We start from the raw sequence: 11590 nt of genomic DNA, 5'->3' as shown, positions 1-11590 counted from the left end.
AGTCATGTCCTTGTCTGCCTCGCCCCAGGAATCCGCCCCGGTCGCCGTCGCCCTGGTCGGCGCCGGACCGCGCGGCACCAGCGTCCTGGAACGCCTCTGCGCCTCCGCACCCGAGCTGCTGCCCCCGGGATCGCGCCTCACGGTCCATGTGATCGACCCGGCGCCGCCGGGCCCGGGCCGGGTCTGGCGTACGGCGCAGTCGGCGGAGCTGCTGATGAACACCGTGGCGAGCCAGGTCACCCTCTTCACCGACGACAGCGTGGAGTGCTCGGGCCCGGTCCGGCCCGGCCCCAGCCTGCACGAGTGGGCGGCCGGCGAACTGGACCCCGACGACTACCCGACCCGCGCCCACTACGGCCGCTACCTGGAGTGGGTGTTCGCGAGGACGGTCGCCCTGGCACCGGAGGCGGTCCGCGTCGAGACCCACCGCGCCCGTGCCGTACGGCTCGCCGACGGCCCCGACGGCCGCCAGACGCTCACCCTCGACGACGGCCACGCCCTGCCCGGTCTGGCGGCGGTGGTGCTGGCCCAAGGCCACCTCCCGGCGGCGGCGACCCCCGAGGACCGCCGCCACCTGGCACACGCCGCCCGGCACGGCCTGCGCCACATACCGCCCGCCAACCCGGCCGACGTCGATCTCACCCCGATCGCCCCCGGCGAACCGGTGCTGCTGCGCGGCCTCGGCCTCAACTTCTTCGACCACCTCGCCCTGCTGACCACCGGCCGGGGCGGCCGTTTCACCCGGGCACCGGCCGGCGGCCTGCGCTACACGCCCTCGGGCCGCGAGCCCCGCCTGTACGCGGGCTCCCGGCGGGGCGTCCCGTACCAGGCGCGCGGCGACAACGCCAAGGGCCCGTACGGCCGGCACACCCCGCTGCTGCTCACCCCCGAGGCGATCGCGGGCCTGCGCAAACGCGCGGACTCCGGCGAGGCGCCCGACTTCCTCGCGGAGGTCTGGCCGCTGGTGGCGAAGGAGGTGGAGACGGTCTACTACACCGCCCTGACCGGCGACCCGGACCTCACCGAGCGCTTCCTCGCGGCCGACGGCCGGCGCGCGGAGACCGCCGTACTCGACGGGGCCGGTGTCCCGGAGGCGGACCGCTGGTCCTGGGAGCGCCTCCAGCGGCCGTACGGGGAGCGGGAGTTCGCCGGTCCGGCGGAGTGGCGCGACTGGCTCCTCGGGCACCTCCGCGAGGACGCGGCACAGGCCGCCCTCGGCAATGTGCGCGGCCCGCTCAAGGCGGCCCTGGACGTGCTGCGCGACCTGCGCAACGAGATACGGCTGGTCGTCGACCACGGCGGCCTGACCGGCGCCTCCCGGCGGGCCCACCTGGACGGCTGGTACACCCCGCTCAACGCGTTCCTGTCCATCGGCCCGCCCCGCCGCCGGGTCGAGGAGCTGACCGCGCTGCTGGCGGCGGGCGTGGTGGAGGTGCTGGGCCCCGGTCTGGAAGTGGGCCGGGCGGACGGCGCGTGGACGGCCCGCTCCCCGGCGGTCCCCGGCTCGGCGGTCCGGGTGACCACGCTCATAGAGGCCCGCCTCCCGGAGCCGGACCTGCGCCGTACCGCCGACGAGCTGCTGGCCGGGCTGGTGCGGGAGGGCGCGTGCCGCCCGCACCGGGTGGACGGCCACCAGACCGGGGGCCTGGACGTGACACCCCGCCCATACCGGCTGATCGACCGCAACGGCCTGCCGCACCCGGGACGGTTCGCCTTCGGCGTGCCCACGGAGGGCGTGCACTGGGTGACCGCGGCGGGCGCCCGGCCGGGCGTGGACTCGGTGACCCTGTCGGACGCCGACGCGATCGCACGGGCGGTGCTCCGGACGGCCGCGCCCGAGGCGGGAGCGGAACCGGTCCTGCCGGGTGCGCGCAACACGCCGGTGGCCGCTTAACCGTTTGCGGATTTCGCAAACCCCCCGTGAAACTCCTGTCACACCCTCCGCGTACGCTGTATGGCTGACGTCGGGGGGCGCAACAGGACAATCACGGGGGAACCGTCGTGTGGGAAAGCATGGGGTCGCTGGAGGCCGGGCCATGGATATACGCCATGGTGGCGGTCTCCGTGCTGCTTGATGTGTTCCTGCCGGTCCTGCCCAGCGGTGTCCTGGTCATCACCGCGGCCACGGCAGCGGCGGCGGGCACCGGGGCGGCGCCCGGGCCCGTCCCGCACGTCATACCCGACATCCTCGCGCTGACCTTCTGCGCCGCCACCGCGTCGGTCCTCGGCGACCTGGTCGCCTACCGGCTGGCCTGGCGCGGCGGGGCCCGCCTGGACCGCGCGATCGCCCGCTCCCGGCGGCTGAGCAACGCGCAGGAACGTCTCGGCGAGGCCCTGACCCGGGGCGGCGGCGCGCTGGTCGTACTCGCCCGCTTCGCCCCGGCCGGCCGCTCGCTCGTCTCCCTGGGCGCCGGCGCGACCCACCGCCGCGTCCGCGACTTCCTCCCCTGGTCCGCCCTGGCGGGCCTGACCTGGGCGGTCTACAGCGTCGCCCTCGGCTACCTGGGCGCCCAGTGGCTGGGCGCGACCTGGCTGGCGACGGCGGTCTCGGTGGTGGCGCTGTTCGGGGCGGGAGCGGGAGCGGGGTTCCTGATGCGAAGACGCCCGGCCTGATCCGTCACCGTGTTCACCAGCCGCGGGCGGTCGTGCCTCACCCGGCGGCTTCGCGCACCGCCTGCCCCCGCACCTCCAGTCCCCCGAGCAGCTCGGCGGTAGCGGCCGCCACCGCCTCCACCGCCCGCTCGAACACCTCCCGGTTGTGCGCGGCCGGCGCCCGGAACCCGGACACCTTCCGCACGTACTGCAACGCGGCAGCACGGATCTCCTCCTCGGTGGCCTCCTCGGCCAGCTGGGGCGGACGCAGGGTCTTGATACTCCGGCACATGTCCCCAGTCTCCCGCAGCTCCCCTTCCTCCTGCGAGGATCGTCCTGTGGCGGCCACCGCTCCCGGGGCCGACCGACGAGAGGACAGCCCCATGGAAAACACGCCGAACACGGCCACGACGGCACATCACCGCGCCTCCGGCGGAGCGCTCAGCGGCTGTCCCGCCCGGGGGTCCGGGCGGCGGCGATGAAGGCGGCCATCTTCTCGCGGCTCTTGACCCCCGGCGCGGTCTCGACGCTGCTGGAGACGTCCACGCCATAGGGGCCGAAGGCCTCGATGACACCGGCCACGTTGTGTTCGTCGAGGCCGCCGGCGATGACGACCTTCCCGGGCACCTCCGCGACCCAGGCGGGGATGTCGGCGAACACGCCGCTGCCCGCGCTGGCGTCGTAGAAGAAGTACTGGAGGGCCTCCGGCCGCTCGGGCCGGGTGCCGGAGGCGAGGGCGAGGTTCGGGACGTCGGCGGTCTCGTAGATCTGCACGGTGTCGACGTGCTCGGCGACCTCGGCCGTCTCGTCGTACGTCAGGGCCACGGCGAAGACCGGGATCCGGCCGCGGGCGTACCCGGCGAGTTCCACGGCCCGCGCGGGCGGGCAGTACCGCTTGCTCTTCGGGGTCACGACGATCCCGATCGCGTCGTACCCCAGCTCGACGGCCCAGTCGATCTGCTGCTCCTGGGTGAGTCCGCACACCTTCACGAACGTCGACTGCTGCCCGCTCATCCTGTCTCCTGCTCCGTTCTCCCGCCGGGCGGGAACGCGATCTCCGCCTCCAGACTCCCACTCACGGGCGGGGCGTTGTCAGTGGCGGCTGCCAGGATCACCGGCATGACGGACGGCATGACGGACACGGTCGAGCAGTGGCGGTCGCTCCTGGCGCGGTGGAGCCAGGAGTGGGTGGACGCGCAGGACGGGGAGACGCCGGAGGGCGGGCGGCCGGCACGGGACGAGGAGCCGTTGCGGACGGGGTGGCTGGGCTTCCCGCCCGCGTCCGAGGAGCGCATACGCGCGCTGGAGGAGCGGCTCGGGCACCGGCTGCCGCCGTCGTACCGGACGTTCCTCGCGGTGACCGACGGCTGGCGGCACGCGGGCGGCTTCGTCTGGCTGCTGGCCGGCACCGAGCGGGCCCGGTGGCACGAGGACGCGGCGGGCCTGTCCGAGTACTTCCCCGGGGAACTGGACGACGACCCCACGCCCGAGGACGCCCTCCTCGCCGGGATGTGGGGGCGGGCGCTGCAACTGGACGTGGAGTCCGACGCCGTGTACGTCCTGCTGGACCCGGGGGACGTGGACGGCTCGGGCGAGTGGGCCGTGTACAGCTGGGCGCCCTGGCACGGGGACCAGCCGACGCGGTACGGCTCGTTCGGCGCGTTCATGGCGGCGATGTACCGGCAGTTCCACAGCCTCGCGGTGAGCGGCTCGGAGCGGACGGGGACCGAGTTCGTCAACGCCACCACACGGGCCCAGGACGCGGCCGTCGAGGCGGCGCGGCAGGACGCGCTGGGCGGGCGGTACGAGCAGGCCGCGACGGCGCTGGCGGACGCGGTCTCGTTCGGCAGGCCACGGGCGACCGGGCTGCGCGACCAGATCCGCCGGCTGCTCGGCCAGATGTACATGGTGTACTTCCACGGCCTGGCGGCCGACCCGGTGTACGTTCCGGAGGTCGTGCCCGTGCTGCTGGCCGAGCACGCGCGCATGCGCCGGGACCAGGAGCTGTCGCCCTATGACCTGCCCGGCGCCTCGGACGCGGTGCGCGAGGCGGCGGACGGGATACTGCGCCAGATCCGTGCGGGCACCTTCCGCTACACCGCCGAGGGCGTCTTCGGACGGGCCGTCGAGGAGGCGCGCGAACAGGCCCGCTGGGGCGATACGGACGCGGCCTGGCACACCCTGCGGGCCGCGCTGCCCGAGTGGCGTCCGCTCAGCGCCGACCATCTCGCCCCGGTCGGCCTGTGCGCCGACCCGCTCCTGGGTCCCCTGATCACCCCGGAGCGCGGCCGGGAGCTGCTGGCGACGCCCCGGGCCGGGCAACCGGGCGAGGTCCCACCGCCCACCACCGACCTGGACCCGCCGGGCCTGGCCTGGCTGGCGGACGGAGACCCCGGGAACTTCCTGACGTCGTACCGGTTCCTGCTCGTGGAGGGGGTGGCACCGGCCGAGCTGCCGGCGCTGCTGGGCGAGCGCGAAGCCACCGTCCTCAACGACCCGGCGACGCTGTGGGAGGCGCGGCAACGCTTCCGCGGCAGTGCCGACGCTCCCCCCTGGGCGGACCAGGCGCTGACGGCCGTGGGCCGGGCGGGGCCGGGCTGGAGCTTCGCCTTCGCACCGAACCCGGGCGGGCGGTTCGACGAACGGTGGTTCGTCTCCCCGGGCCTGGCCGCCTCCGCGGGCACCCGCGTGGTGACGGTGTGGAGCGAATCCGGCCACGCACGCCCGGCCGTCTTCCACCTTTCCGTCGCGGAGAACGGCGCGGAACGCTACGGCTGCACGCTCCGCGACGCCACGTCCGACACCCGGGGTCCCGTACCGGCAGCGTTCCTCTCCCCCGCGGACGCGTCCGCCGAGGACCGGCAGCGTCGCGCCCTGGAGGCCCTCGCGGCCGAACTCCCCGTCCGCCTGCCACGGTCGGCCCTCACCCGGGGCCGCCTGCACACCTTCCACACCCGCCCGTGGAACCGGCCTCCGGGGCCGGGAGAGACGTACCTGACGGTGCGGGTGGAGCCGCTGCGGCCGTAGGGGAGCCGCTGCGGCCGTAGGGGGCGGTCCGCACGCCGCTCCCCCTCGACGAGGACCCGTTCGGCCTGGCTGCGGCTCAGTTGTTCAACAGCAGGATCTTGCCGACGTGCCGGCCTTCCTCCATGAGACGGTGTGCTTCGGCGGCTTCCGCCATAGGCAGGGTCCGGTCGAGAACCAACTGCACGGATCCGTTCTCGATCATCGGCCAGACGTTCCTGCGGACCTCGGCGACGATCGCGGCCTTCTGCTCCGCGGACCGGGTGCGCAGCGTGGTGCCGTGTACCGAGATCCGTTTGAACACGAGGTCCGCAAGGTTGAGTTGACCTTCCATTCCCTGCTGCAGCCCGATGACGACCAGTCGCCCGTCGGGGGCCAAGGACTGGATGTTCCGTTGCAGGTACTGACCGCCGATGACATCCAGGATGACGTCGTAGGGGCCGTGCTCGGCGAAGTCCTGCTCGCGGTAGTTGATCGTCGCATCCGCGCCCAGCTCACGCGCCCGGGCGGCTTTTTCGGGGCTGCCGACGGTGGTGACGACGCGGGCGCCGAGCGCCTTGGCGATCTGGATGGCCATGGTGCCCACCCCGCCGGCGCCGCCGTGCACGAGAAAGGTCTCGCCTTGCTTGAGGCCGGCGGTCATGACGATGTTCGACCACACGGTGGCGACCGCCTCCGGCAGGGCCGCGGCCTCGACCAGGCCGACCCCCTTGGGCACCGGCAGCAGTTGCCCGGCCGGCACGGCGACCTTCTGTGCGTATCCGCCTCCGGTCAGCAGGGCACAGACCTCGTCGCCCACCCGTAGGCCGGTCACACCTTCGCCGAGAGCACTGACATGGCCGGAGACCTCGAGTCCCGGATAGGGCGACGTTCCCGGCGGCAGCGGATAGAGGCCCATCCGCTGCATGACGTCCGCCCGGTTCAGGGCTGCTGCCACCACGTCGATGACGACCTCGCCGACCGCGGGGACGGGATCTTCGGCCTCGACCCACTCCAGGACCTCGGGGCCGCCGGGTTCCTTGATCGACACTGCTTTCATGGCACTCCATCCACACGAGGCGGTGAAGGGCTCCTGCCTGATGTCCTCGACGAGGAGCCCGATGTTTACGTTGAATACATGGCGCGCGGCCGGGGACGATCTCCCGCGTGGCCTGAACGGCGCACGCCGCGTTCGGGACGAGCGAGCGCGTACGTCCGGTGGCGCCGGCGTCCGCTCGGAAGGCGGTCGCGGACTTCGCGGAGTCGCCTACGATGTATGCACCGTTCACATTAGGGGATGATGTAAGCGGCGTAAACATGAGGGAGTGTGACCTGTGCCGCAAGCCACCGCGTACCACCACGGAGATCTGCGTGCCGCCTGCCTGCGCGCCGCGCGAGCGCTGCTGGAAGAAGACGGCAGCGCCGCACTGTCACTGCGAGCAGTGGCACGCCGAGCCGGCGCGTCGGCGACAGCCCCCTACCGTCACTTCGCGGACCGTGACGCCCTGGTCTCCGCGGTCGCCGCCGAGGGATACCGCGAACTCGCCAGGGACCTGGCCGCGGCCCACCCCTCCCCCGCGACACCCGACGATCTGGCCGCCGTCGCCGTCGCCTACGTGCGGTTCGCGCTCGACCACCCCGCCCTGTTCCGGACGATGTTCGCCGAGCCCTGCGACCCGACCAGCGAGGAACGAGTCGCCGCGACCGCGGTCATCTCGGAGTACGTCCACGGCATCGTCCGAGCCGCCTTTCCCACTTCGGACGCGGACACCCTGTCGACCACGGCATGGGCCCTCGTCCACGGCCTTGCCTTCCTGCACCTGGACGGCAAGCTCGACGCCTCCACCCCCGAGATCGTCGCCACCCAGGTCGGTGCAGCCGTGCACGCGCTGTTCAGTGCCGCCTCCGCGCCTCCTCAGCGGCAGACAGCCCAGGCCGTCGACGCGGGAGCGAGTCCTGCGCGGCCTGGACCAGCGGATTGAGCCCAGAGGCGCCGGCGACAACGCTCAAGCCCCTTCAGCGCACACGCCATCGAACACATGAACCCCACGAACCAACTCGCCACCTAAAATCGAACAGGCGTACCATTGCCGCGTGGCTGCGACCTATGACTTTCCGAGTGACCTCCTCGCCGGTCAGGAGGAGCTGCATCAGGTCCGGGCCGAGCTGTCGGCCCTGCTGAAGCGGCTCCCCTGGTCGGTCGTGCCGCTGGACGGATTCAGTGACGGCGGCGGCTGGCGCAAGGTGGAGCGCCCCGCCTCCCCGGGCTGGACCGAGGACGAACAGGCCGAGGTGGAGAAACTGCGCCGCCGCGAACACGAACTCGCCGTCTTCGTCAGCGGCCACCGCTTCTGGGCGGAGGTCACGGCGCCGGACCGGGTGGACGCCCGAAGCCGCCTCAAGCATGCGAGCGAGGAGACCTGAGAGCACGAGAGGACCCCGGCCGCATCGGCCGGGGTCCTCTTCACGTGGGCGCGGACGGTTTCGAACCGCCGACATCCTGCTTGTAAGGCAGGCGCTCTACCACTGAGCTACGCACCCGAGACGAGTCGACAGCCTACATTGCCCGAGGCACTGTCCCGCAAACCCGTATCCGGGCCGAACCCGCCGGGAAATACCGCGGACCGATCCCGCGAACCGCGAACTGACCGGCCCGTGTGTTCGTCTTTCACTGGTGGGAGAATGTGAGGACCGCCAGCACACTGGGGCGCACCGCGGCACGGGAGAGGGAGAAGTGACGGCGACATCGGCGACTTCGGCGGCATCCGAGCAGTCGTACTCGCCCCCCGAGCGGGACCGGCGCACTCCTCTGCGGGACATGTTCACCCTCGTGAGCCTGCCGTTGCTCGCCGTGCTCGTGGTGCCGGGGGCGTTCGCCGGGGGCGGTACCCGGCGGTGGTTCGGCGGGCGGGCGGAGAGCCAGCGGGCCGAGGCCCAGGCGGCCAAGGACGCCGCGGCCAACGCCTTCTACGAGCTGGACACCGCCCAGCGGGATCTGCGGATCTCCATAGAGACCATCTCCGCCGTCGACGACACGCCGGCCGCCCGTCGTGCCGTCTCCGACTTCGAGGCGCTGGGGCGGCGCATCGACGAGGTCAGCAACCGGTACATCCAGGCCATAGACGCCTACGACCTGGACCGGGACGATCTCGAAGCCGCGGTCGCGGCGCGGGCGCGCGGGGAGATCTCCGGGGCCAAGGACGAGCTGGTCCGGGTCAAGGGGGAGCTGGACCGGTTCGGGGATTCGCTCGGGCCCCTGCTGGGCAAGGCCGAGACGCAGCTGGCGCGGCTCGCGCCGGCCGTGGAGCGGGCCCGGCAGGCGCTGCTGGCGGCCAGCAACGCGCTGGATGCCGTGCGGGAGACCCGGATCAGGGCCGATGAGCTGGCGGCCCGGCTGGCCGCGCTCTCGCCGGAGCTGACGAAGCTCAATCAGGGTGCGGGGCAGCACGGTGTGCAGGCGACCCTGGAGCGGGCCGGGCGGGTGCAGCGGGAGGCCGAGGCCATCCGGGTCGAGGCGGAGCGGCTGCCGGAGAAGGCCGCCGAGATCGACCACCGGCTGGTGAGTCTGCGCACGCGCGCGCAGGCGCTGACCACCCGGGCCGGGCAGGTGGACCCGGTGCTGAGCGAGTTGCGGCGGCGGTTCTCGGCGGCCTGCTGGCAGGATCTGCAGCAGGTGCCCCGGCAGGCCGCGGAGAACGTCCGGCAGGCCGAGCAGAAGCTGAAGGAGGCGCAGGCCGCCCGGGACGCGCAGAAGTGGGCGGACGCCACCTCGCTGCTGTCCACCGTGCGGGCGCTGCTGAACAGCACCGACGAGGCGGTGTCGGCGGCCGGTGACCGGCTGGCCCGGCTGAACGCCGTGCAGAAGGATCCGCAGGCGGAGATCGAGCGGACCCGGTTCGCGATCCGGGACGCGCAGCGGCTGGCGATGTCCGGGCGCAACAGTCCCGATCCGCGGCACGCGCGGCCCCTGGACGACGCGGTGGCCCGGCTGGAGCGGGCGATCGGGACGCTGGAGGGGCGTCATCCCGACTACTGGCACTTCCTGACGGAGACGGAGTCGGTGCGGGCGTCGGTGACGCGGGTGGTCGGGCAGATCCGGGAGGACCGGGGCACCGGTCATCCGTGAGCCGTTGCCGACGGGGCGGTGCGGGCGGATATTGGGTAGAGCCCGCATTCGAGATCAGGAGGCGGAGATGGCCTCACACGTAACGCGCCCGGGGCCGCGGCAGCGGATCATGTTCGACGAGGCGCTGCCCGTCGACCACCGTCTGAACAGGGTCTACCGGATCGGGGCGGGCCTGATGGGTCTGTTCCTGCTGGCCTTCGGCATCCTCGGGCTCACCGACAACATCGGGTTCTTCGACACCGGCGGCAACACCGCGATCGGTCTGAACACCAACGGCGCGCTGAGCGTGCTGTCGATCTGTGTCGGCGTCCTGCTGTTCGTCGGGATGGTGATCGGCGGGAACTTCGCGTCCACGTTGAACATGGTGCTCGGTGTGCTGTTCATCCTGAACGGCTTCCTGTTCCTGGGCCTGCTCGACACGGACTCGAACTTCCTGGCCTTCAGGATCCAGAACGTGCTGTTCAGTTTCGTGGTGGGCATCGTGCTGATGGTGTTCGGGATGTACGGCAGGGTCAGTACGAACCTGCCGCACGACAACCCGTACTGGCGGGCCCGCCACCCCGATGCGGAGCAGCGGGCCGTCACCTCCGGTGATCAGGTGCGGTAGGCGTAGTAGTACGCGTTCGGGTACGACGCGACGAGGCTCGCCACCGACCTGCGCAGGGTGTTGTTCGAGTGGTACGTGACGTACGGGATGCCGTTGCTCTTGTACGTCACGATCATCGTGTGGTCCTTGGACCCGTCCCGGTCGAAGTCCATCTGGAGGACGTCGCCGACCTCCAGCTGGTAGACGTTGGCGAGCGGGGTGGTCCGCTTGGAGTTCTGGGCGAACCAGGACCATTCGTTGACGCCGACGAACGAGTCCGACTGGATGTCGGCGGTGCCGAACCACTTCGTGTAGTCGTAGACGTAGCCGGGGACGTGCTTCCAGCCGCCGGCCTTCAGGGACTGGCTGACGAAGTTGGTGCAGTCGCCGCCGTCCGCGTGGCCGTTGAAGTCCGGGTAGTCCTTGTTGTAGACGTTCCAGTACTTCTCGGCGTAGGTCGCCATGGCCTTGTAGTCGTACGTGGTGCTGGTCTTCGGGACGGCCACCGGGTTGCGGGTGGTCGCCGCGCGCGGGGCGTTCGGCATGGTGTCGCCGTCGTCGCCGGTGGCGGGCGCCTTGACCGAGGGCTTGGACAGGGTGTTGACGGCGAGGCCGCCGTCGTCCGTGTCCTTGATGGTGGTGAGCTGCCAGGTGCCCTGCTGGTCGGCCTTGAAGGTCAGCTCGTGGTGGGACTGGAAGCCGGTGGTCTTCGGCGCGTCGCCGGTGGCCTTCGCGTAGGTCAGCGTCGTGGTCTCGGTGACGTCGGCCTTGGCGGTACGGCCGGTGACGCGGGTCGCGTCGAGCGTGACCCGGGTGTTGCCGGCGCTGTACGTCTCACCGAGTTTGGCGAGGCTGTTCTGGCGGCCGCGCAGCTGGGTCAGTGCGGAGTTCTCGTCACGCGACTGGGTGCTGGAGAGGCGGACGTCGCCGGAGAAGCGGGACGTGCTCTGCTTCGTGGTGGCCCCGCGCACGAGGGCCTGGGTGCGGTCGGTGAAGACCGCGTCGGCCAGCTTCTGGAAGGTCGCCTTGGTCGCGGCGTCCACGGTCGGGTCGTCGACGACGGCCGCGCCCGCGCTCCAGTTGGGCACGAGGGCGACGCCGGCGACGACCGAGGCGGCCGCCGCCGTCACTATGGCCGCACGGCTGCGCTTACGGCTCAGTTTTCTGGATTTCAATGGTGTTTCCCCTCTACGCCGGTACACCTACCGGGCGACGGCATCTTCGCACGGCATGTGTGGCTCCTGTGAAGGGGGTTGCATCCGGGGAATCGCTTTCCGTGCCCG

The 11590-nt window shown here is 72.1% G+C and carries 11 protein-coding genes and 1 tRNA gene; 7 read left to right on the top strand and 5 right to left on the bottom strand.

From position 1 onward, the window contains the following. Window positions 1–4 precede the first annotated feature (4 nt). Together ACGFZQ_RS04530 and ACGFZQ_RS04525 are read left to right on the top strand one after the other, a co-directional pair. Window positions 5–1894, top strand: a complete 1890-nt coding sequence (locus ACGFZQ_RS04530; RefSeq protein WP_393839114.1) for an FAD/NAD(P)-binding protein — start codon at window positions 5–7, stop codon at window positions 1892–1894. A 107-nt stretch (window positions 1895–2001) separates the two neighbouring features. Continuing rightward, window positions 2002–2613, top strand: a complete 612-nt coding sequence (locus ACGFZQ_RS04525; RefSeq protein WP_393839113.1) for a DedA family protein — start codon at window positions 2002–2004, stop codon at window positions 2611–2613. A gap of 37 nt (window positions 2614–2650) precedes the next feature. Here ACGFZQ_RS04525 and ACGFZQ_RS04520 read toward each other — a convergent pair whose 3' ends face one another. Beyond that, on the bottom strand, window positions 2651–2884 hold the full coding sequence (locus tag ACGFZQ_RS04520) for a DUF2277 domain-containing protein (RefSeq protein ID WP_384472557.1): 234 nt from the start codon (window positions 2882–2884) through the stop codon (window positions 2651–2653). Between the two features lie 149 nt (window positions 2885–3033). Further along, window positions 3034–3606, bottom strand: coding sequence for a hypothetical protein (locus ACGFZQ_RS04515; protein ID WP_393839112.1), 573 nt, complete (start codon window positions 3604–3606; stop codon window positions 3034–3036). A gap of 105 nt (window positions 3607–3711) precedes the next feature. Between ACGFZQ_RS04515 and ACGFZQ_RS04510 the strand changes: the two genes are divergently transcribed. Continuing rightward, window positions 3712–5619 (top strand): SMI1/KNR4 family protein, encoded by a 1908-nt coding sequence (locus ACGFZQ_RS04510; RefSeq protein ID WP_393839111.1) that lies wholly within the window; start codon window positions 3712–3714, stop codon window positions 5617–5619. A gap of 76 nt (window positions 5620–5695) precedes the next feature. On the opposite strand, the gene ACGFZQ_RS04505 is transcribed toward ACGFZQ_RS04510, so the two are convergent. Next, the gene (locus ACGFZQ_RS04505; RefSeq protein WP_393839110.1) at window positions 5696–6655 is read right to left on the bottom strand and encodes an NAD(P)H-quinone oxidoreductase; all 960 of its coding nucleotides are present in this window, start codon (window positions 6653–6655) and stop codon (window positions 5696–5698) included. Between the two features lie 274 nt (window positions 6656–6929). Here ACGFZQ_RS04505 and ACGFZQ_RS04500 point away from each other — a divergent pair, with 274 nt between their 5' ends. Both ACGFZQ_RS04500 and ACGFZQ_RS04495 read left to right on the top strand, forming a co-directional pair. Next, entirely contained in the window at window positions 6930–7577 is a 648-nt protein-coding gene (locus ACGFZQ_RS04500) for a TetR/AcrR family transcriptional regulator (protein ID WP_393839109.1), read from the top strand. 112 nt (window positions 7578–7689) lie between these two features. Then, window positions 7690–8019 (top strand): hypothetical protein, encoded by a 330-nt coding sequence (locus ACGFZQ_RS04495; protein WP_351731613.1) that lies wholly within the window; start codon window positions 7690–7692, stop codon window positions 8017–8019. A 45-nt stretch (window positions 8020–8064) separates the two neighbouring features. On the opposite strand, the gene ACGFZQ_RS04490 is transcribed toward ACGFZQ_RS04495, so the two are convergent. Then, a tRNA-Val gene (locus ACGFZQ_RS04490) sits at window positions 8065–8136 on the bottom strand. A 277-nt stretch (window positions 8137–8413) separates the two neighbouring features. Between ACGFZQ_RS04490 and ACGFZQ_RS04485 the strand changes: the two genes are divergently transcribed. Beyond that, a complete protein-coding gene (locus ACGFZQ_RS04485) occupies window positions 8414–9721 on the top strand; it encodes a hypothetical protein (protein WP_393839241.1) in 1308 nt (435 codons plus the stop codon). Window positions 9722–9788: 67 nt separating this feature from the next. Then, on the top strand, window positions 9789–10328 hold the full coding sequence (locus ACGFZQ_RS04480) for a DUF4383 domain-containing protein (RefSeq protein ID WP_393839108.1): 540 nt from the start codon (window positions 9789–9791) through the stop codon (window positions 10326–10328). Here the strand turns inward: ACGFZQ_RS04480 and ACGFZQ_RS04475 are convergent. Beyond that, window positions 10316–11482: an amidase domain-containing protein gene (locus ACGFZQ_RS04475; protein WP_393839107.1), complete on the bottom strand. Its 1167-nt coding sequence runs from the start codon at window positions 11480–11482 to the stop codon at window positions 10316–10318. The genes ACGFZQ_RS04480 and ACGFZQ_RS04475 overlap by 13 nt on opposite strands. Window positions 11483–11590: the final 108 nt, after the last annotated feature.

The sequence above is a fragment of the Streptomyces sp. NPDC048254 genome, from assembly GCF_043201895.1.
In the GTDB taxonomy this organism is placed as follows: domain Bacteria; phylum Actinomycetota; class Actinomycetes; order Streptomycetales; family Streptomycetaceae; genus Streptomyces.
This window is presented reverse-complemented; position numbering and strand designations above follow the sequence as displayed.

Excerpts from the sequence above, each read along its gene's own strand:
- ACGFZQ_RS04530 (WP_393839114.1), top strand. The coding sequence starts at position 5 with ATGTCCTTGTCTGCCTCGCCCCAGGAATCCGCCCCGGTCGCCGTCGCC.
- ACGFZQ_RS04520 (WP_384472557.1), bottom strand. The coding sequence starts at position 2,884 with ATGTGCCGGAGTATCAAGACCCTGCGTCCGCCCCAGCTGGCCGAGGAG.
- ACGFZQ_RS04515 (WP_393839112.1), bottom strand. The coding sequence starts at position 3,606 with ATGAGCGGGCAGCAGTCGACGTTCGTGAAGGTGTGCGGACTCACCCAG.
- ACGFZQ_RS04510 (WP_393839111.1), top strand. The coding sequence starts at position 3,712 with ATGACGGACGGCATGACGGACACGGTCGAGCAGTGGCGGTCGCTCCTG.
- ACGFZQ_RS04505 (WP_393839110.1), bottom strand. The coding sequence starts at position 6,655 with ATGAAAGCAGTGTCGATCAAGGAACCCGGCGGCCCCGAGGTCCTGGAG.
- ACGFZQ_RS04485 (WP_393839241.1), top strand. The coding sequence starts at position 8,414 with ATGTTCACCCTCGTGAGCCTGCCGTTGCTCGCCGTGCTCGTGGTGCCG.
- ACGFZQ_RS04480 (WP_393839108.1), top strand. The coding sequence starts at position 9,789 with ATGGCCTCACACGTAACGCGCCCGGGGCCGCGGCAGCGGATCATGTTC.